Annotated in this window: 16 protein-coding genes; 10 read left to right on the forward strand and 6 right to left on the reverse strand. The window is 68.0% G+C overall.

Annotated elements, in window-relative coordinates; genetic code table 11:
* Positions 1 to 2 precede the first annotated feature (2 nt).
* A complete protein-coding gene (locus NIBR502770_RS02285) occupies positions 3 to 1,673 on the forward strand; it encodes a 5-oxoprolinase/urea amidolyase family protein (protein WP_141180890.1) in 1,671 nt (556 codons plus the stop codon).
* Positions 1,666 to 3,414: a biotin carboxylase N-terminal domain-containing protein gene (locus tag NIBR502770_RS02290; protein WP_141180891.1), complete on the forward strand. Its 1,749-nt coding sequence runs from the start codon at positions 1,666 to 1,668 to the stop codon at positions 3,412 to 3,414. The genes NIBR502770_RS02285 and NIBR502770_RS02290 overlap by 8 nt, the downstream gene beginning before the upstream one ends.
* Positions 3,415 to 3,420: 6 nt before the next feature.
* Here NIBR502770_RS02290 and NIBR502770_RS02295 read toward each other — a convergent pair whose 3' ends face one another.
* Positions 3,421 to 4,404: a prenyltransferase/squalene oxidase repeat-containing protein gene (locus tag NIBR502770_RS02295; RefSeq protein WP_246857366.1), complete on the reverse strand. Its 984-nt coding sequence runs from the start codon at positions 4,402 to 4,404 to the stop codon at positions 3,421 to 3,423.
* A gap of 68 nt (positions 4,405 to 4,472) precedes the next feature.
* Here NIBR502770_RS02295 and NIBR502770_RS02300 point away from each other — a divergent pair, with 68 nt between their 5' ends.
* The 5 genes from NIBR502770_RS02300 to NIBR502770_RS02320 all read left to right on the forward strand — a co-directional run bounded on the left by NIBR502770_RS02300 (position 4,473) and on the right by NIBR502770_RS02320 (position 8,611).
* Positions 4,473 to 5,150, forward strand: coding sequence for a GntR family transcriptional regulator (locus NIBR502770_RS02300; RefSeq protein ID WP_141180892.1), 678 nt, complete (start codon positions 4,473 to 4,475; stop codon positions 5,148 to 5,150).
* Between the two features lie 210 nt (positions 5,151 to 5,360).
* On the forward strand, positions 5,361 to 6,074 hold the full coding sequence (locus tag NIBR502770_RS02305; RefSeq protein WP_018762092.1) for a DUF969 domain-containing protein: 714 nt from the start codon (positions 5,361 to 5,363) through the stop codon (positions 6,072 to 6,074).
* Positions 6,071 to 7,042 carry a DUF979 domain-containing protein gene (locus NIBR502770_RS02310; RefSeq protein ID WP_141180893.1) on the forward strand — a complete coding sequence of 324 codons (972 nt, stop codon included), beginning with the start codon at positions 6,071 to 6,073 and terminating at the stop codon, positions 7,040 to 7,042. Before NIBR502770_RS02305 ends, NIBR502770_RS02310 begins: the two co-directional genes overlap by 4 nt.
* A 35-nt stretch (positions 7,043 to 7,077) precedes the next feature.
* Positions 7,078 to 8,175: a DUF2891 family protein gene (locus NIBR502770_RS02315; protein WP_246857367.1), complete on the forward strand. Its 1,098-nt coding sequence runs from the start codon at positions 7,078 to 7,080 to the stop codon at positions 8,173 to 8,175.
* A gap of 172 nt (positions 8,176 to 8,347) precedes the next feature.
* Complete coding sequence (locus NIBR502770_RS02320) at positions 8,348 to 8,611, forward strand: hypothetical protein (RefSeq protein ID WP_141157914.1); 264 nt, start codon at positions 8,348 to 8,350, stop codon at positions 8,609 to 8,611.
* On the opposite strand, the gene NIBR502770_RS21090 is transcribed toward NIBR502770_RS02320, so the two are convergent.
* The 5 genes from NIBR502770_RS21090 to NIBR502770_RS02340 all read right to left on the reverse strand — a co-directional run bounded on the left by NIBR502770_RS21090 (position 8,608) and on the right by NIBR502770_RS02340 (position 14,899).
* Positions 8,608 to 8,754 carry a hypothetical protein gene (locus NIBR502770_RS21090; RefSeq protein WP_168223102.1) on the reverse strand — a complete coding sequence of 49 codons (147 nt, stop codon included), beginning with the start codon at positions 8,752 to 8,754 and terminating at the stop codon, positions 8,608 to 8,610. The genes NIBR502770_RS02320 and NIBR502770_RS21090 overlap by 4 nt on opposite strands.
* Positions 8,747 to 9,388, reverse strand: a complete 642-nt coding sequence (locus tag NIBR502770_RS02325) for a hypothetical protein (RefSeq protein ID WP_168223103.1) — start codon at positions 9,386 to 9,388, stop codon at positions 8,747 to 8,749. The genes NIBR502770_RS21090 and NIBR502770_RS02325 overlap by 8 nt, the downstream gene beginning before the upstream one ends.
* A gap of 104 nt (positions 9,389 to 9,492) precedes the next feature.
* The gene (locus NIBR502770_RS02330; protein WP_141157913.1) at positions 9,493 to 12,321 is read right to left on the reverse strand and encodes an FAD-binding and (Fe-S)-binding domain-containing protein; all 2,829 of its coding nucleotides are present in this window, start codon (positions 12,319 to 12,321) and stop codon (positions 9,493 to 9,495) included.
* A 16-nt stretch (positions 12,322 to 12,337) separates the two neighbouring features.
* Positions 12,338 to 13,084, reverse strand: a complete 747-nt coding sequence (locus NIBR502770_RS02335; protein WP_141180895.1) for a FadR/GntR family transcriptional regulator — start codon at positions 13,082 to 13,084, stop codon at positions 12,338 to 12,340.
* 69 nt (positions 13,085 to 13,153) lie between these two features.
* Positions 13,154 to 14,899 carry an L-lactate permease gene (locus tag NIBR502770_RS02340; RefSeq protein WP_141157911.1) on the reverse strand — a complete coding sequence of 582 codons (1,746 nt, stop codon included), beginning with the start codon at positions 14,897 to 14,899 and terminating at the stop codon, positions 13,154 to 13,156.
* 187 nt (positions 14,900 to 15,086) lie between these two features.
* Here NIBR502770_RS02340 and NIBR502770_RS02345 point away from each other — a divergent pair, with 187 nt between their 5' ends.
* The 3 genes from NIBR502770_RS02345 to NIBR502770_RS02355 are packed head-to-tail and all read left to right on the forward strand — an operon-like array spanning position 15,087 to position 18,072.
* A complete protein-coding gene (locus NIBR502770_RS02345; protein WP_141180896.1) occupies positions 15,087 to 15,890 on the forward strand; it encodes a (Fe-S)-binding protein in 804 nt (267 codons plus the stop codon).
* Positions 15,887 to 17,437 (forward strand): LutB/LldF family L-lactate oxidation iron-sulfur protein, encoded by a 1,551-nt coding sequence (locus NIBR502770_RS02350; protein ID WP_141180897.1) that lies wholly within the window; start codon positions 15,887 to 15,889, stop codon positions 17,435 to 17,437. The genes NIBR502770_RS02345 and NIBR502770_RS02350 overlap by 4 nt, the downstream gene beginning before the upstream one ends.
* Positions 17,434 to 18,072 carry a lactate utilization protein C gene (locus tag NIBR502770_RS02355; RefSeq protein WP_141157908.1) on the forward strand — a complete coding sequence of 213 codons (639 nt, stop codon included), beginning with the start codon at positions 17,434 to 17,436 and terminating at the stop codon, positions 18,070 to 18,072. Before NIBR502770_RS02350 ends, NIBR502770_RS02355 begins: the two co-directional genes overlap by 4 nt.
* Positions 18,073 to 18,078: the final 6 nt, after the last annotated feature.

Below are 18,078 nucleotides of genomic sequence, written 5' to 3' on the forward strand. Positions count from 1 at the left end.
CCATGACCGCGCAGCAGCATGAAACTCGAACAGCCCAGAATGCCGGCCTGACCGGGATCCGCCCCGCCGGCGACAGGGCCATCCTGGTGGAGCTGCCGTCCCTTGACGCGGTCCTCAGCCTCCAGGCGCAGCTCAACTCGCATCCGCAGCGGGGACAGGTGGACGTCGTCGCTGCCGCCTGCACGGTCCTCATCACGACGGATTCGCCGCAGGCAGCGCAGGCACTGGCCGCGCACGTCCGCAGCCTGGACCTCGAGGAGCCCGCGGAAACCGCGAGCAGGCTGGTCACCATTGACGTGGTGTACGACGGCGAGGACCTCGATGAGGTGGCCGCGCTCACCGGGCTGGACCGCGGGGGAGTAGTGGCAGCGCACACCGGCCAGCTGTGGACGGCGGCGTTCGCCGGCTTTGCTCCGGGCTTCGCCTACCTCACCGGGCAGGATTCCAGCCTGGAGGTTCCCCGCCGCAGCTCGCCGCGCACTGCCGTCCCCGCCGGAGCTGTTGCCCTGGGCGGCGCCTACTCGGCCGTCTACCCCCGGCAGTCCCCCGGCGGCTGGCAACTGATCGGCCGGACCGATGCCGCCATGTGGGACCTGGGCCGGGAGAGTCCCGCGCTGGTCCGGCCCGGGGACACGGTCCGGTTCAACGCCATCCGTGCCCAGGCAACTGTGACCCACCACCAACAGCCCGGTGCCGGCAAGGCTCCAGGCGAAGACCAAGCCACCGAAGGCCTCGTTGTCCGCAAGCCCGGGCTCCAGGCCACCATCCAGGACCTCGGCCGGCCGGGCTACGCGTCGCTTGGCGTCAGCAGCGCCGGCGCCATGGACCGGGGAGCACTCCGCCGCGCCAACCGCCTGGTGGGCAACGGCGAAGGCGACGCCGGACTCGAACTTCTCTTCGGCGGACTCGAACTTGTTGCCCTCAGCGACCAGGTCCTCGCCGTCACCGGAGCAGCCGTTCCGCTGGAGATCACGCCGAATGAGCAGCAGGCTGGGGCAGAAAGGCGGACGACGGCGGTACGGCACCCGGCGTGCGACGCCGCCTTTGCCCTCCTCGCGGGGGAGCGGCTGACGGTGGGCGCCCCCACTGCAGGACTGCGCTCCTACGTGGGTGTCCGCGGCGGACTCGGCGGACCCGACGCCCTGGGCAGCCGTTCCACGGACACCATGTCCGGCGTCGGCCCCGAACCGCTCCAAGCGGGCACCATCCTGCCCGTGCGGACCCCCAGGCCCGGGAGCATCGTGGGCCACCCAGAGGTCTCGCCCATCCCGGACCGGAACGAATCCGCCGTGCTGCGCGTGGTCCCCGGACCCCGGCAGGACTGGTTCAGCGATGAAACCCTCCGGGACTTCCTCCAGCAGGAATGGACTGTTACGCCACAATCGAACCGGATCGGACTCAGGCTGAATGGCCAGCCACTCAGCCGCGGCCGGGACGGCGAACTGGCCAGCGAAGGTACCGTCCGCGGCGCCGTGCAGGTGCCACCGGAAGGCCAGCCGGTCCTCTTCCTCTCCGATCATCCGGTGACCGGCGGGTACCCGGTGATTGCCGTCGTCGTCCACTCAGACCTGGACAAGGCCGCCCAACTTCCCCCGGGCACCACCGTGCGGTTCGCCGCCGCCCCGCTCCCGGCAGAACCGACCGAAACACCTAAGGAAAGCCCCCATGCGTAAAGTCCTCATTGCCAACCGAGGCGAAATTGCCGTCCGGATCGCCCGTGCCTGCGACGATGCAGGCCTGGAAAGCGTGGCCGTCTACGCCGATCCCGACGCCGACGCACTGCACGTCTCCGCCGCCACCGAAGCGTACTCGCTGGCCGGCACGCGGCCCCAGGAAACCTACCTGGACATGGACAAAATCCTCGCCGTTGCGGCGAAAAGCGGCGCCGACGCCGTCCACCCCGGCTACGGCTTCCTGTCCGAGAACGCCGGCTTCGCCCAGGCCGTAATCGACGCCGGCCTGACCTGGATCGGCCCCTCCCCGGAGACCATCCGGCTCCTGGGCGACAAGGTCAGCGCCCGCGAGGTGGCGGTCCGGGCCGGTGCCCCGCTGGCACCCGGCAGCGACGGACCGGTGGCCAGCGCCGCAGAGGTCCGAGCCTTCGCCGAACAGGTGGGCCTTCCCGTGGCCATCAAGGCGGCGTTCGGCGGCGGCGGGCGTGGCCTCAAGGTGGTCCGGAACCAGGCCGACATCGAGGAAAGCTTCGACTCCGCCGTCCGCGAATCCCTGGCGGCCTTTGGCCGCAGCGAATGCTACGTGGAGAAGTTCCTGGACCGGCCCCGCCACGTTGAGGCCCAGGTCATCGCGGATACGCACGGCAACGTGGTGGTGGTGGGCACGCGGGACTGCTCGCTGCAGCGCCGCCACCAGAAGCTCGTGGAAGAGGCTCCTGCGCCGTTCCTCACCCCCGAACAGCGCGCGGAAATCCATGCCTCGGCTAAGGCTATTTGCCGTGAGGCAGGCTATGTCGGCGCGGGGACCGTGGAGTACCTGCTGGACGGCAGCGGCTTCCTCAGCTTCCTGGAGGTCAACACCCGCCTTCAGGTGGAGCATCCCATCACTGAGGAAACCTCGGGTGTGGACCTGGTGGCTGCCCAGTTGGCCATCGCGGCAGGGGAGAAGCTTCCCATCCTGGCGGATCCGGAACCCCGCGGCCACGCCTTCGAGTTCCGCATCAATGCTGAGGATCCGGGCCGCGGTTTCCTTCCGTCCCCAGGCGCGGTAACGGAGTTTGAGGTGCCAACCGGACCGGGGATCCGCCTGGACACCGGGGTCCGCGCGGGGTCCGTGGTGCCCGGACAGTTCGATTCCCTGCTGGCCAAGCTGGTGGTCACCGGCGTCGACCGGCAGCAGGCCCTCCGCCGGGCCCGCCGCGCCCTGCGCGAGTTCCGGATCGGCGGCCTGGCCACCGTGCTGCCCTTCCACCGCGCGGTGGTGGATGCCCCGGACTTCACCGGCACGGATGCCCTGGGTGTCTACACCACCTGGATCGAAAACGAGTTCGCCACCGTGCTCGATGCGGATCCGGCGTTCAGCCCCGCCGCTCCGGAGGAGCCCCGCCGGACCATCGGCATCGAGGTGGACGGCAAGCGGATGGAGCTGGGGCTGCCCAAGGCGCTGCTGGATTCGCTGCTCGACGGCGGCGGCCGCCGGGCTGCGGACGCTCCGGAGAGCCGCCCGGAGACCCAGGCGGAGACGAACGACGGCGATCTGCTGGCAACCATGGCCGGCACCGTGGTGAAGTGGCTGGCGGCGCCGGGGTCCAGCGTTGAGGAGGGGGAGACGGTGCTGGTGCTCGAGGCCATGAAGATGGAGACCGCCGTGGCCGCCCATCGTGCCGGCACCCTCGGTGAGCTGTACGCTGCCGCCGGAGACGCCGTCGGGCCCGGGCAGGTGCTCACCACCATTTCCTGACGCACCTCACGAGGGCATCCGCGCGAACACGCGGCACACTGCGAGGCTGAACCAGAGCTGGAGGTCGTGGAACCTGTCCCGGAGCAGGTGGCCGGTGAAGAGGCCGGACGGTTCCTGGTGTGCGGCCAGCCAGTCGCGCGCCGTGTCGGTTTTGTCCGACCTGAAGCCGGGGCGGATGATGCTGATGGCGTCGAGGGCGGAAACGAGGTCTGTCATCCAGAAAGGAAAGCTGAACTCGGTCCAGTCGGCGGCCCGGCCCTTGTCCGGATAGGCGTCCGGCTCGAAGAAGCGGGCCGCCAGTAATTCAGCAGCCTTTTGTGCGGAGGTGCTTTCGCGGCGCCCGGGATGTGCCGCGTATGCCCTGAGCACGATCCCGGTGATCAGATGCGAGAACGGCTGCGCCGGGTCGCCGGCGATGGTCTGCGGCTCGTCGAGCGCGTCAAGTTTCCTCCCCCGCGTACGGAGCGGAAGTGCCCAGCCGCCGTCGTGCTGCCGCGACGCCTCAAGCCAGTCGAACGCCCGTTCCACGCGCGGATCCTCACCGTACCCCGCTTTGCTCAGGAGCCCGATGAGGGCCGCAGTGTAGTTGGGGGACACCTGGTTGCCGTAGATTCCGCGGAGATCACCTTGGGCGGATTGGTGTGCGAGCACATAGCCGGCGGCTGCGGCGAGAGCCGGGTTCCGGTGCGTGAACCCGAACATGTCGACGAGAAACCCGACTTGCCGGTAGGTCTCCAGCAGGTCGTAATCCGTGCTGGCACGGGGCCGTCTTCCCGGATAGGTCCAGGACCCGTTCGCCGCCTGGCGCCGCACGATCCTGCGGGGGATCGGCAGGTCCCAGAGTGCCTCGTCAGGCGTCTGTGCCCGGGCGGGTGGCAGCCCTGCCGGCCTGGAGGCCAACTCACGGACGGCCCAGGAGCGCACCGCGGGGTGCCCGCTCGAGAGCAGCGGGGCGATCGGGTCGAAACGCAGGCCGTCAAGCCACGTCATGCTCACCATGATGGCGGAATCCCTCCGGTGCGGACAGGGGACCGGTGCCCTGCCGTTATCGTGGTGCCATGACGTTTGACGAGGTACTGGCCGATCTCCAAGCCCAGGCCAGGACCACAAAGCACGCCGAGACCGGCCTTTGGGTGGCCGCCCAGCTGCGCAGCCGGATCGAGGCTGGCCTGCTCAAGCCCGGCTCCAAACTCGCGGAGGAAGCCCTCCGCGAGGCCCTTGGCGTGTCCCGCAATACCCTGCGTGAGGCGTTCACGGCGTTGCATGCCGAGCACATCGTCACCCGCATCCCCAACCGCGGCGTGTTCGTGGCCCACCCCACCCCGGACGACATCCGCGAAATCTACCGGGTGCGCCGCTTCCTGGAACCGGCCGCGGTGCTGTGGTCCGGCGAGACCTCCATCGAGCCGCTGCCGACCATCATCAAGGCGGCCAGGGCTGCCGCCGCCGAAGGGGACATCCCCGGCATGGCCAGCGCCAACCAGGACTTCCACCGTGCCATCGTGAACCGGGCCGGCAGCGAGCGGCTCAACAGCCTCATGGAACAGGTCCTGGCCGAGATGCGGCTCGTGTTCCACTCCATGGCCGCCAACCCGGCCTTCCATGAGCCCTACGTGGAGGACAACGCGCACATCGTGGAACTGCTGGAGGCGGGAGACAAAGCCGCGGCAGCGGACTTCCTGGCCACTTACCTGGACCGCGCCGAAGCCCAGCTGCTGGACGCCGTCGGCCGCTGAATCAAGCCCCTCTCAAAAGGGGTTGCAGGATTGTTGAACAAAACGATATGCTGTGGATCACACCGTTGTCCTGCAGCTCACAAAATCCTGTAGCTCTGACGTAACCGGGGCTCCCGCCCCCCGGCGCCGCCCCACCGACTAAACCTGGGCACGGACGCGCCGGCCCCCACTTTCGCAGACCCGTCACGGGTCCCCTGGGAAGGGATAATCATGCTTGTACTCATCGGGGTGCTGCTGGTGATCGTTGGCTTCGCCATCCGCCTGAACCCCCTGATTGTCGTCACCGTCGCGGGCATCGTCACCGCGCTGCTGGGCGGCATGAACCCCGCGCAGATCCTCGAGTCGTTCGGCACCGGCTTCGCCAGCAGCCGCTCCGTCACCATCTTCGTCGCAGTGCTGCCGGTGGTGGGCATTATCGAGTTCTTCGGGCTGCAGGAGCAGGCCAAAACCCTCATCGGCCGGCTCGCCAAGCTGACCGCCGGACGCGTCCTGATCGGCTACCTGGCCGTCCGCCAGATCACCGCCGCAGTGGGCCTGACCAGCATCGGCGGCCATGCACAGACTGTCCGCCCGCTGGTGTTCCCCATGGCAGAGGGAGCAGCGCTGCGCCGCTACGGCCACGTGCCGGAAAAGATCAGCGAGAAGATCAAGGGCCACGCCGCCGGTGCCGACAACGTTGGTGTGTTCTTCGGCGAGGACGTGTTCGTGGCGGTCGGCTCCATCCTGCTGATCACCACGTTCGTGGACACCACCTACCATCTGCACCTGGAACCGCTCCAGCTGGCGCTCTGGGCCATCCCCACCGCCATCGCCGCCTTCCTCATCCACGGCTTCAGGCTGCTGCGCCTGGACAAGCAGCTGGACAAGGAATACCGCGAGTTTGAGCTCACCGCCCAGAAGGAAACCGCAGGAGAAGCCAAATGATCAACGTTGAAGCCGTTTACTGGCTGGTCGGCATTCTGTTCGTCGCGTGGGCGTCGCTGATTGCCGCCGATACCAACCACCCGCGCCGCTGGGGCAGCTCGGCCTTCTGGGGCCTGCTGGGCCTGTGCTTCTTCTACAGCACCTGGGTCCAGGCCGGAACCGCACCCGCCTGGATCCTGGGCGTCGCGGTCTTGGTCCTGGTGGTACTGGCATCCACCGGCCTCCTGGGCCACGGCAAGCACCGCACCTCCACCGGGCCCGAGCGCGAGGCCTACGCCAAACGCTTCGGCAACAAGCTCTTTATCCCCGCCCTGACGCTTCCCTTGGTCACCGTGATCCTGGTGCTGGCAGCTCCTGTGCTGGTGATCGGCGGCACCCCGCTGCTGGACCCCAAGAACACCACACTGGTGGCGCTGGCCATCGGCGCCGTAGCCGCCGTCGTCGTCGCGCTTGTGATCCTCAAGCCCAAGAACCCGGCCACGCCCCTCTTCGAAAGCCGCCGGATCCTCGAATCAATCGGCTGGGCCGCGCTGCTCCCGCAGATGCTCACCACCCTGGGCATCCTCTTCACCAAGGCCGGCGTCGGTACCGCGGTAGGCACCCTGGCGTCCGGGCTGCTGCCCAAGGGCTCGCTGATCGCGGGCGTGCTGGTGTACTGCATCGGCATGTTCCTCTTCACCGTGCTGATGGGCAACGGCTTCGCGGCCTTCCCGATCATGACCGCGGCCATCGGCTGGCCCGTACTGGTGCAGACCTTCCACGGTGACCCCGCCATCATCTTCGCGATCGGCATGCTCGCCGGCTTCTGCGGCACCCTCTGCACGCCCATGGCAGCCAACTTCAACCTGGTGCCGTCCGCACTGCTGGAGATGAAGAACAAGTACGGCGTCATTACGGCGCAGGTGGGCACGGCCATCCCGCTGCTGGCTGTGAACATCGCGCTGATGTACTTCCTGGCCTTCCACTAGCACCGCCTCTCTGACCCGGCTTTCAAAGGAGCATGATGGACAACGATCTTCGCCTACAGGCGGCCCCGGACTACGCCGCCGTGGTGCTGGGCAACCTCGCCGAGCCCTACCCGCACTCGGCCCACCACACCCAGGTGTCCGCCGACGACCGGCCCACCCCGGAGCAGATCCACCCCGCCTTCTACACCTCCTTCGACTGGCACTCCTGCGTGCACATGCACTGGCTGGGGGCCAGCCTGCTGGGCGGCACTCCCGGGTCACCTTCTGCCGGGGCTGCCCCGGAAGGAGCGTCCGACGGCGGCACGGCGGCCTGGGTGGACAGCTCCACCGAAGCGTCGCTCCGGGCGGCGCTGGGCGCCAACCTGACGCAGGCCAAGCTGGCGGTGGAACGGGACTACCTGGTGGCCAACCCGTCCTGGGAGCGGCCCTACGGGTGGGCGTGGCTGATGCGGCTGGCCGCCACATGTTCCGCGTCCTCCGATGCGCAGCTCCGGGAATGGGGCACCGCCCTGGAGCCGCTGGTGGACGCCGTGGCGGAGCTCAGCGTGGCGTGGATGGCCAAGGCCCAGTACCCGGTCCGGCACGGGCTGCACACCAACGCCGCGTTCGGTGTCGGCTACATGCTGGATGCCTTCCGGTCGCTGGGCCGGGCTGATGCTGCCGCGGCGTGCGAGGAAGCGGCCCGCACCTGGTTCGGGAACGACCGTGGCTGGCCGGGCGACTGGGAGCTCAGCGGCCAGGACTTCCTCTCCGCCGGGCTGAGCGAGGCGGACCTGATGCGCCGTGTCCTGTCCGCCGACGAGTTCTCCGCCTGGTTCGCGGCGTTCCTCCCAGGCCTCTCCGCTGAGTCGCGGATCCTGCAGCCTGTCAGCGTCACGGACGAGACCGACGGCTACCTGGTGCACCTCCACGGGCTCAACCTGACCCGCGCCGGGCAGGTGGCCCGGATCATCGCCACGCTCCGGGAATCCTCCACGTCCGGGGCGTGCGCCTCGGCAGCTGTGCTCAACGAGGCCCTGGACCCGCTGTTGAAGGCCGGCCTCCGCGGAATGGAGAGCGGCGACTTCATGTCCACGCACTGGCTGGCCAGCTTCGCCAGGGATGCGCTGGGCTCCGTGGCGGCGCTGGACTGACCATCCAGCAGGTGACGGGATGAACCAGTCACACTCGGTGTGAAGGGACGCGGCGGTGCCCATATGGGCGCCGCCGCGTTAGTCTTTTCCCACCACGCCCAGTGCGTGACCTGGGAGCAGCGGGCAGGGTCGTAATGAGCTGACCGTCCGCCCGCGAGCCCAGAGGAATTCCATGCGCCAGCACGCCAGCACCTGCACGCCAGACCCTGCAACGGCAGGGCAAACCGCCCTCAAGCCCAGGAGGAAGCGGACCAGGCATCCCCGGATCGCCGTGGGGGACAGGGTCCACTTCGCCGAGGGAACCGTCTCCGGCACCGGGGTGGTGGATGCCGTGACCTCCGACTACTCCGTTATCTGGGTATGGACGGACGAAGGCCAGGGCCGGCGGATGTTCCTGCAGGGGTACGGAAGCATCGTCACCGCAGTGGAAGCCTAATTCAGCTGTTCGGAGCGCGCGGCGCGCCGCGCGTCCGCTTGGAGGATGCCGTCCCGGACCCCCGGGCGGATCACGCCGTACAGGATGTAGAAGAAGACGGCTCCCACGAGGACAAACAGGACCAGCCCGGTAAGGTCACCCATCAGTGCGCTCCTCCTCCGGCCAGTACGGCTGAACGGACGCCGCCGCCTGACGCAAGGCCCCGCCGTCGAGCATCAAGGACGTTTCCGCCAGGCCGAAGTCGGTCCATTGGGCTACCATCCGGAGATCCCCGGCAGGCGGCAGCGGCCACAGCCAGAGGGTGCCGCTGCCGGAGAACTCCGCATCGCCCCCGCCGCCACCGCCGCCGTTCAGGGCGAGGACCGGAGGCTCCGGGTTGGTGCCCGGTTCCATCAGCCCGTAGGGAATTTGGCTGCCGGTGCTCGCTTTTGAACCGTCAGGGAATTCGACGCCGAACATCAGCCCGGTCTGCCGTTCGCTGCGCCCCCGAAAGCCCCTGCCGGGCTGGAAGAACAGCGGCTGCAAATCGTCCCAGTCCCTATCGGATTGATCGGTCCGGCGGAAGAGCCAGGACAGACTGAACAGGCACCCGGTAGAGAAGACTTCGGCGCCTTTGACCGCCACCACCATTCCCGGTGTCCGGCTCACGAACCTGCCCAGATGGACAACGGCAGGCAGTTCGTAGGCGGGTGCAGCCACCCACGGCGGCGGGACGTACCTCGTGGTCCGCGGCCGGGGCGGCAGGGGAGGGACGGGAAAGTCCTGGAAGAAGGTCATGATGGTCCTTGGGTCCGCTGGCGGCGACCGACCAGCGGAACAAGCGGCTGCGCCGTCCTGGATCCCCCAATCCGTCCTTGCCCGGCCAGTCTAGCGGGGTTGCGTCAGGGCCGGGTGGCCTCCTCGAGGATTTCCAGCAGGTGGCGGTAGGAGTGGCCGGTCGCCTTGGACATCCCCAGCTCGCAGGTGCGGTTGGTGGAGGCATAGGCATCGAACTCCCGCTCGTTGATCTCGCCGGCCTGCCGGTTGGTGGCGGAGTCGGTGAGTTCAGGGTGGAGCAGGCCCCGGTCGCCGGCGAACGCGCAGCACCCCCAGTTGAGCGGCACGAACACGTCATCCGTGACGGCCCCGGCGATGTCGAGCAGCGCGGGGTTGGTTCCCAGCTGGGTGGATGAGCACGTGGGGTGCAGGGCCATGGAACCCAGGGGAGCGGTCACCGTGAGCTGGCCCAGGACGTGCTGGTGGACGAACTCCACCGAGTCAACGAAGCGCAGTCCGGCATACCGTTCCCCGTCCGCGCCGGCAAGACGCTTCATGGTCTCCAGGCCTTCCGTGCAGGAAGCGGCATCGCACACCACGGGCAGCCTGCCGCGGCCGCTGGCCTCGTACAGCTGGTCCAGGACCTTCGCGGTCATGGCGTCGTAGCCCTGGGAGAAGCCCTTGGATTTCCACGGGGTGCCGCAGCACAGGCTCTCGATGCCTTCGGGGACGGTTATGCCCACTCCGGCACGTTCGCAGAGGTCCAGGAATGCCTGGGCCGAGCCCTTTCCCTTGCCTTCCGGGCCCTCCGCGGGGCCGAACATGGTGCCGATGCAGGCCGGAAAGAACACCGCCACGCTGCCTGGGTCCCGGCGTTCCCGGCGCCTGGAACCGCCGCCTGGCAGCACGTCGGCGTAGGCGGGCACCGCCTCCGGTCCCAGCAGCGCACGGCCGACGGCGGTGGCGGCCTTTGGCAGCGGCGCCGGCATGGCCTTGGCTACAGTCAGGGCCAGGCCGCCGCCGGCGGTCACGGCGCCCCAGTTTTCGGCGGCCTTGTTCCAGCCTGCCGCGGCGACGGTGTTGGCATTTTCCTTGCGCAGCCGCCGGACCAGGTCCCCGGTGTTGATCAGCACCGGGCAGGCGGTGACGCACATGCCGTCCGCAGCGCAGGTCTGCACGCCGTCGTAGTCATAGTCCTTGCGCAGTCTGGCGGCGAGGGCGTGGTCGCCGCGTTGCTCAGCGGCAGCAATGTCGCGCCGAAGCACGATGCGTTGACGCGGAGTAAGCGTGATGTCCTTGCTGGGGCACACCGGTTCGCAGTACCCGCACTCGACGCACCGGTCCACTTCCTCCTCGACGGTGGGAGCCACCTTGAGGTTTTCGATGTAGGAGAGGGGTTCGTCGGCGAGCAGCACGCCCGGGTTCAGGAGGTTGGCCGGGTCGATCAGCCGCTTGATTTCCTGCATAACCCCATAGAGCTCGTCGCCGTACTGGCGGCGGACGAAAGGCGCCATGATCCGGCCCGTCCCATGCTCGGCCTTGAGTGAACCGCCCGCGCCGAGGACCAGGTCCACCATCTCGTCGGTGAAGGCCTGGTAGCGCAGCAGTTGGTCCGGATCGTCGAAGCGCTCGTTGAGCATGAAGTGGACGTTTCCGTCTTTGGCGTGCCCGAAGATCACCGATTCCTTGTAATGGTGCTCGTGGAAGAGCCGTGTCAGTTCGCCGCAGGTGCCGGCAAGGGCGGGAACCGGGACAACGATGTCCTCCAGCAGTGCGTTGGTTCCGGAGGGGCGGGCGCCTGCCACGGCCGTGTACAGGCCCTTGCGGACGTGCCACAGGGCAGCCCGGTCTTTCGGGTCCGAGGTCAGCGCGAAGGGTGTTGCAAGGTCCAGCGAGTCGAACAGCTGCTGCGAGCCTGCCCGCTTGCCGGACAGTTCGGCGGCGTCCGAGCCCTGGTGTTCCACCAGCAGCGCGGCGTGTCCTTGGACCGGCAGGGTACGGATCGCGGCGGGGGCGTCGGCGGCGGCCTGGGCCACCTTCAACGCTGCCGCGTCCATGAGTTCGATGGTGGCAAGGCCGGTGGACACCAGGTCCGGCAGGGCTCCCATTGCCGCGTCGAGGGTGTTGAAGACCAGCAGCCCGGTGGCGGCGGCGGGTTTGACCTCGACGGTCCGGAAGACAGCCTCCGCCACGAAGCCCAGGGTTCCCTCGCTGCCGATCATCAGGTGCATCAGGATGTCCACGGGGCGTTCGTAATCCAGGAAGGAGTTCACGCCGTAGCCCATGGTGTTCTTCATCGAGAACAGTGAACGGATGATGCGGACGGACTGGTCGTTTCCCACCACCCGCCGGCGCAGCTTCAGGAGCCCCTCGTGGAGTTCCGGTTCCAGCTCGCGCAGCCGCCGGTCGGCGTCCGCATCAGCGGTGTCGATGACCGTGCCCGAGGGCAGCACCAGCACCATTGATTCCAGCGTCCGGTAGGTGTTGAGCTCAGTGCCGCACGCCATTCCTGAGGAGTTGTTGGCGATGACACCGCCCACGGTGCAGGCGATTTCGCTGGCGGGATCCGGGCCGAGCTTGCGTCCAAAGGGGGCAAGCCTGGCGTTGACGCTGCGCACCGTGGCGCCGGGCTGGACACGGACCCGGGCGCCGCCGTCGAGCACCTCAACACCGCGGAAATGCTGGCGGGTGTTGATCAGCAGGCTGTCACTCAGGGCCTGACCGGACAGGCTCGTGCCACCGGAACGAAAGGTGGCGGGAAGCCCAAGCTCCCGGCTGCGCCGGAGCAGGGCGCCAACGTCGGCGGCATTGCGTGGGGTGGCCACCCCTTGCGGGACCAGGAGGTAGTGCGAGGCGTCATGTGCCATGGCATGGCGGTCCAGGTCCCGCGTGCTGACGGTATCCGGATCCAGCAGGTGGACGGGGGATTCGGCTCCTGCGGCTGTGGTTCTCATGCGTGGCTCCAAGAAATCAGGTAATGGGGTGGGGCGGGGTGGCGTCCCCGGCGCGCTGGTAGAACCATTCGATGTGTTCGCGCAGCAGGCGTGCGGCGAGTTCGCCGTCACGGGACTGGACGGCATCAAAGATTCCGTGGTGTTGGGTGCGCAGGGCTGCCAGGACCGCCGGCCAGTCCTCCATCGCGTCCATGGCTCCCTTGACGTAGCCCACGATCGAGCCGCTGAGGGACTCCATGATGGTGGCCATGACTTCGTTGCCTGCAAGCGAACTCAGCGCCACATGGAACCTGGCGTCCAGCTCGTGGAAGGTTGCCCGGTCCAGCTCGGGCTGGTCCATAGCCTCCAGCAGTTGGGCCGCCTGTTTCCGCTCCGTGTCGCCACCTTCGCGCGCGGCACCGGCCCGGGCAGTCCACGTCTCCAGGAGGATACGGGTTTGGACGATGTCCTGGACCGGCAGCCGGTTGCTGGCAACATGCAGCCGGAGGGCGGAGGAGAGTCCGGCGGACGGATCGGAGACCACAATGGCACCGGAGGTGGGACCGGAGCCTACCGAGCTGCGGACCACGCCCATGGCGTCGAGGATACGGATGGCCTCGCGTACGGACGCCCTGGATATTCCATAGTTTTCCGCCAGGGTCCGTTCGCCCGGGAGCCGGTCTCCGACCTTGATTGTGCCGGCCCGCAGGTCCGCTTCAATGTCTTTCAGGAGCGCATCGTGGGTTCGACGTCGGGGGGCTGCTCCGGCTGCGGCGGGTGTCACGGGCGATCCTCTGGAGTGGGGGAGTGCGGGCCGGGAGGACCCGCACCCCGGTTGTGCGCGGGTGGAGGGCTACGGGAGCATCCAGCCCAGGACTGGGGTGGATTGCAGGTAGACGATGGTGCACAGCACCAGAAGCAACCCCACGCTCCATCCGACTACCTTACGCAGAAGGACCGACTCCTGGCCGTCAAGGTTCACGGCAGTGGCGGCAATGGCGAGGTTCTGCGGGCTGATGAGCTTGCCCACCACACCGCCCGCCGTATTGCCGGCCACGAGCAGGTTCGGGTCGATGCCTGCATTCAGGCCGGCGGTCTGCTGCAGCTTGGCAAACAGTGCGTTCGCGGAGGTGTCCGAACCTGTCACGGCCGTGCCCAACCAGCCGAGCACCGGGGAGAGGAACGCGAAGAAGCTTCCGGTGCCGGCCAGCCAGACGCCGATCGAGACCGTCTGGCCCGAGTTGTTCATGACGTAGGCGAGGGCGAGCACCGTGATGATGGTCAGGCCGGCCCAGCGCATCTTGAAGATGGTCCGTCCGATTTCGGCCACGGCGTTGCCTACTGTCATGTGGAAGCGGCCGCCGTCATCGAAGCGGGCGTAGACGGCCGCGACGATCAACCCCGTGATCAGCAGGAGCGTGCCCGGGCTGGACAGCCACTGGAAGACGTAGACGGTGGAGGACAGCGGCTTGCCGTCGGCGCCCACCAGGGCGTCGTGCAGGACAGGCCATGGAACCTTGACATCGGTGGCGGCGAGGGCGGCCGGAAGGTCGACGCCGAGCTTCCACAGTTTGGCGATGCCGAACACCACAATGACCAGGAAGTAGGGAAACAGTGCCAGCCACGTGCGTGCCGGGGTGAGGCTTTCGCCGTCGGCCGCCTCTACGGTGGCGACACTGCCGGACCGGGCGCTTCGCGGACCCTGGCCTGCCGGTGTGGTGCCGGCCGCAGCGGCCTCCGCGGCGACGCCCAGCCGGTCACGCGCTGCTGTGGTGCCCCGGGGCTTCCAGAAGCGGAAGAACAGCACAGCCGCGCCCAGGCCCACCAGCGAAGCCATGATGTCGGTGAGTTCGTAGGAGAAGAAGTTCGAGCAGAGGAACTGCGCTGCGGCGAAGGAGAATCCGATGACCAGCGCGGCCGGCCAGCAGTCCTTCAAACCCTTGCGTCCGTCCAGGATGAAGAGCAGGATCAGCGGAACGAAGGTTGCCAGCAACGGCGCCTGGCGGCCCACCATGGCACCAATGTCCGTGGCGTGCAGGCCGGTGAGTCCGGCAGCAGTGGTGATCGGGATGGCCATGGCACCAAAGGCGACCGGGGCGGTGTTTGCCACCAGCACGGCAGCAGCGGCCCGGAGCGGGGGCAGTCCCAGGGCAAGCAGCATGGTGGCGGTGATGGCCACGGGCGCACCAAAGCCGGCAAGGGCCTCGAGCAGGCCGCCGAAGCAGAACGCGATCAGGACGCCCTGCAGCCGGACGTCGCCGCCGCCAATGACATCGAACACCCGCCGGAGGTCTTCAAATCGGCCGCTAAGTACCGTGACCTGGTAGAGCCAGACGGCCATGACCACGATCCACAGCACAGGGAAGGCGCCGAAGACTCCGCCCTGGGTGGCGGACAGAAGCGCCAGTCCGGCGGGCATCTTGAAAGCCAGGATGCCTACCGCCAGGGCCACCAGCAGGGCGAAGGCCCCGGCCACGTGGGCTTTGGTCCTGACGACGGCGAGAAGGACAAAGAAGGTCAGCAGCGGCAGCAGGCCGACGATGGCCGACCAGGCAACGCTGTTCAGCACCGGGTCTGTGCTGGGGGTGAAGTGGTCCACGAAGTTCCTCCACGATGAGGGCGATGGGGATGGCTTTGGTCAGACCACAATGGTCCGACCACAGAAGTGTAGCCCACTTTCGGCCAAGATGTGAGCCGGTTCACCCTCCGCCGGCGGGGTTGTCAGTGGCCGCCATCACGTGGTCTACTGTGGTCAGACCATACCCTCACCCTTCCGGAAGGCCGTCATGAGAATTGCCTTGTTCGCCACCTGCATCGTGGACGCGATGTTCCCGGCCACGGCGAAGGCCACAGTCAGGATCCTGGAGCGGCTGGGACACGAAGTGGTGTTCCCCTCCGGCCAGGCCTGCTGCGGCCAGATGCACGTCAACAGCGGCTACCTCAAAGAAGCTGTCCCGGTGGTCGCCAACCACGTGGCCGCATTCGATACCTCGGATTACGACGTCGCCGTCGCCCCGTCCGGGTCCTGCGTGGCCTCGGTCAAGCACCAGCACCCCATGGTGGCGCGCGCCTGCGGCGACGCTGCCCTGGAAGCCCGGGCCACCGCCGTCGGCACCAAAACCTACGAGCTGTCCGAACTCCTGGTGGACGTGCTGGGCGTGACCGACGCCGGGGCGCAGCTGGGTTCCTACTTCCCGCACCGGGTGACCTACCATCCCAGCTGCCACGGGATGCGGCTGCTGCGGCTCGGGGACAGGCAGTCCCGCCTGCTGCGGACCGTGCAGGGAATCGACCTTGCCGAGCTGCCCGAACAGGACCAGTGCTGCGGCTTCGGCGGCACGTTTTCCGTGAAGAACGCCGATGTTTCGTCGGCCATGCTCCAGGACAAGGCGGCCAACATCGAGTCCACCGGGGCCGAGCTCTGCACCGGCGGGGACGCCTCCTGCCTGATGCACATCGGCGGCGGACTGTCCCGCCAGGGCAGCTCCACCACCACCCTCCACCTGGCTGAAATCCTCGCCAGCACCTTGGAAGAACCGGCGTCCGTCACCGGCGAAGTCCGCGTCTCCACCGGAAAGGCCCTGCGATGACCACCTTCCTGGGAATGCCCTCCCTGCCGGCCTTCGGCTCGGGCAACCTGTTCGCCGGGGAGTCCTTCCCCACGGCGGCGCACCGTGAACTGGGCAACGCGCAGTTGCGCGCCAACCTTGGCCATGCCACCCACACCATCCGCGACAAGCGCCAGGCGGTGGTCTCCGAACTGCCTGACTGGGAACAGCTGCGTGATGCGGGGTCCGCCATCAAGCAGGCGGTGATGTCCAGGCTGCCCGAGCTCCTGGAGGAGTTTGAAACGAACTTCACCGCACGCGGCGGCGTGATCCACTGGGCACGCGACGCCGGGGAAGCCAACGAAATCGTGGCCGGACTGGTCCGGGACACCGGCGAAACCGAAGTGGTCAAGATCAAGTCCATGGCCACCCAGGAAATCGGTCTTAACGAGTACCTCGAGGAGCAGGGCATCGGGGCCTTCGAAACCGATCTCGCCGAGCTCATCGTGCAGCTGGACCACGACAAGCCCAGCCACATCCTGGTTCCCGCCATCCACAAGAACCGCACCGAAATCCGGGACATCTTCCTCCGTGAAATGCCCGGTGCCGATCCTGCGCTGACCGACGATCCCTCCGTCCTGGCCATGGCTGCCCGCGAGCACCTGCGCCGGAAGTTCCTCACGGCGAAGGTAGCCGTGTCCGGGGCCAACTTTGCCCTTGCCGATTCGGGCACCCTGGCGGTCGTGGAATCCGAAGGCAACGGCCGCATGTGCCTCACGCTTCCGGAAACGCTGATCACGGTGATGGGCATCGAGAAGCTGCTGCCCACCTGGCAGGACCTGGAAGTGTTCATGCAGCTGCTCCCGCGTTCTTCCACCGGGGAACGGATGAACCCGTATACCTCCCTGTGGACCGGAGTGACGGAGGGCGACGGGCCGCAGAACGTGCACCTGGTGCTCCTGGACAACGGCCGCAGCGCCGCGCTCGCCGATGAAATGGGCCGCTCCGCCCTGCACTGCATCCGCTGCAGCGCCTGCATGAACGTCTGCCCGGTGTACGAGCGCACGGGCGGCCACGCCTACGGCTCCACCTACCCGGGTCCCATCGGCGCGATTCTTTCCCCGCTGCTCACCGGCATCCAGGCGGAAGAAAACAACTCCCTGCCGTACGCCTCCTCCCTGTGCGGTGCCTGCTACGACGCCTGCCCCGTCAAGATCAACATCCCGGACATCCTGGTGCACCTGCGCAGCGTGGATGTGGACAGCAAACGCGGCAAGAAGAAGGTCCCCAGCCAGATGGACGTGGGCATGAAAGCCGCATCCTGGGCTTTGTCCTCGGGCAAACGGCTGGGCCTGGTGGAGAAGGGGCTGCCGCTGGGCCGCCTGGCTGCGGGGCCGGACAGGAAGATCACCAAGCTGCCCGGCATCGCCGCCGGCTGGACCCAAAGCCGCGACATCCCGGCGCCGCCGGCACAGTCATTCCGGGACTGGTGGGCCAAGGAACACCGGAACGCCGGCGACGCTCCCGGCACACCGGAAGCCGGTCCGTCCCGCACGCCGTCCCCAGACACAAAGGAAACCCCGCAATGACCGCACGCGAAGACATCCTCTCCCGGATCAGGGCCGCATTGCAGGACAGCCCGCAGGCGCCGCAGATTCCGCGGGACTACCGGGCAGCATCCGAACTCGACACGGACGCACTCATCGAGCTCCTGGTGGACCGGCTGGTGGACTACAAGGCGCAGGTGGCGGTGGTTCCGGAAACGGAGGTGCCCGCACGGATTGCCTCGCTCCTTGACGGGGCGAACAGCTTCGTCGTGCCCGAAGGGTTCGACGCCGGGTGGCTGGCAGGGACCGATGAAGGCGGCGGCGGCGGGTCCCGCCGCCGCGTCGACTCTCCGGCGGCACCGCTCAGCGTCGCCGAGCTCGATGGCATCGATGCCGTGGTCACCGGCAGCGCCGTGGCCGTCGCGGAGACGGGAACCATCATCCTGGACGGCAGCGCCAACCAGGGCCGCCGCGCCATCAGCCTGGTCCCGGACCACCATATCTGCGTGGTGAAGGCCGCCGATATTACCGGGATCCTGCCCGAGGCGCTGGGCCGGATCGACGGGACCCGGCCCATCACGATGATCAGCGGGCCGAGTGCCACAAGCGACATCGAGCTTGAACGCGTGGAAGGCGTCCATGGCCCGCGCAGGCTGGACGTCATCATTGCCCGCTAGAGTCAT

The organism is Pseudarthrobacter sp. NIBRBAC000502770 (assembly GCF_006517815.1).
GTDB lineage: Bacteria > Actinomycetota > Actinomycetes > Actinomycetales > Micrococcaceae > Arthrobacter > Arthrobacter niigatensis.

What these genes read in the sequence shown, in the direction of transcription:
- NIBR502770_RS02285 (WP_141180890.1), top strand. Translation starts at nt 3, where the DNA reads ATGACCGCGCAGCAGCATGAAACTCGAACAGCCCAGAATGCCGGCCTG.
- NIBR502770_RS02290 (WP_141180891.1), top strand. Translation starts at nt 1,666, where the DNA reads ATGCGTAAAGTCCTCATTGCCAACCGAGGCGAAATTGCCGTCCGGATC.
- NIBR502770_RS02295 (WP_246857366.1), bottom strand. Translation starts at nt 4,404, where the DNA reads ATGACGTGGCTTGACGGCCTGCGTTTCGACCCGATCGCCCCGCTGCTC.
- NIBR502770_RS02300 (WP_141180892.1), top strand. Translation starts at nt 4,473, where the DNA reads ATGACGTTTGACGAGGTACTGGCCGATCTCCAAGCCCAGGCCAGGACC.
- NIBR502770_RS02305 (WP_018762092.1), top strand. Translation starts at nt 5,361, where the DNA reads ATGCTTGTACTCATCGGGGTGCTGCTGGTGATCGTTGGCTTCGCCATC.
- NIBR502770_RS02310 (WP_141180893.1), top strand. Translation starts at nt 6,071, where the DNA reads ATGATCAACGTTGAAGCCGTTTACTGGCTGGTCGGCATTCTGTTCGTC.
- NIBR502770_RS02315 (WP_246857367.1), top strand. Translation starts at nt 7,078, where the DNA reads ATGGACAACGATCTTCGCCTACAGGCGGCCCCGGACTACGCCGCCGTG.
- NIBR502770_RS02320 (WP_141157914.1), top strand. Translation starts at nt 8,348, where the DNA reads ATGCGCCAGCACGCCAGCACCTGCACGCCAGACCCTGCAACGGCAGGG.
- NIBR502770_RS21090 (WP_168223102.1), bottom strand. Translation starts at nt 8,754, where the DNA reads ATGGGTGACCTTACCGGGCTGGTCCTGTTTGTCCTCGTGGGAGCCGTC.
- NIBR502770_RS02325 (WP_168223103.1), bottom strand. Translation starts at nt 9,388, where the DNA reads ATGACCTTCTTCCAGGACTTTCCCGTCCCTCCCCTGCCGCCCCGGCCG.
- NIBR502770_RS02330 (WP_141157913.1), bottom strand. Translation starts at nt 12,321, where the DNA reads ATGAGAACCACAGCCGCAGGAGCCGAATCCCCCGTCCACCTGCTGGAT.
- NIBR502770_RS02345 (WP_141180896.1), top strand. Translation starts at nt 15,087, where the DNA reads ATGAGAATTGCCTTGTTCGCCACCTGCATCGTGGACGCGATGTTCCCG.
- NIBR502770_RS02350 (WP_141180897.1), top strand. Translation starts at nt 15,887, where the DNA reads ATGACCACCTTCCTGGGAATGCCCTCCCTGCCGGCCTTCGGCTCGGGC.
- NIBR502770_RS02355 (WP_141157908.1), top strand. Translation starts at nt 17,434, where the DNA reads ATGACCGCACGCGAAGACATCCTCTCCCGGATCAGGGCCGCATTGCAG.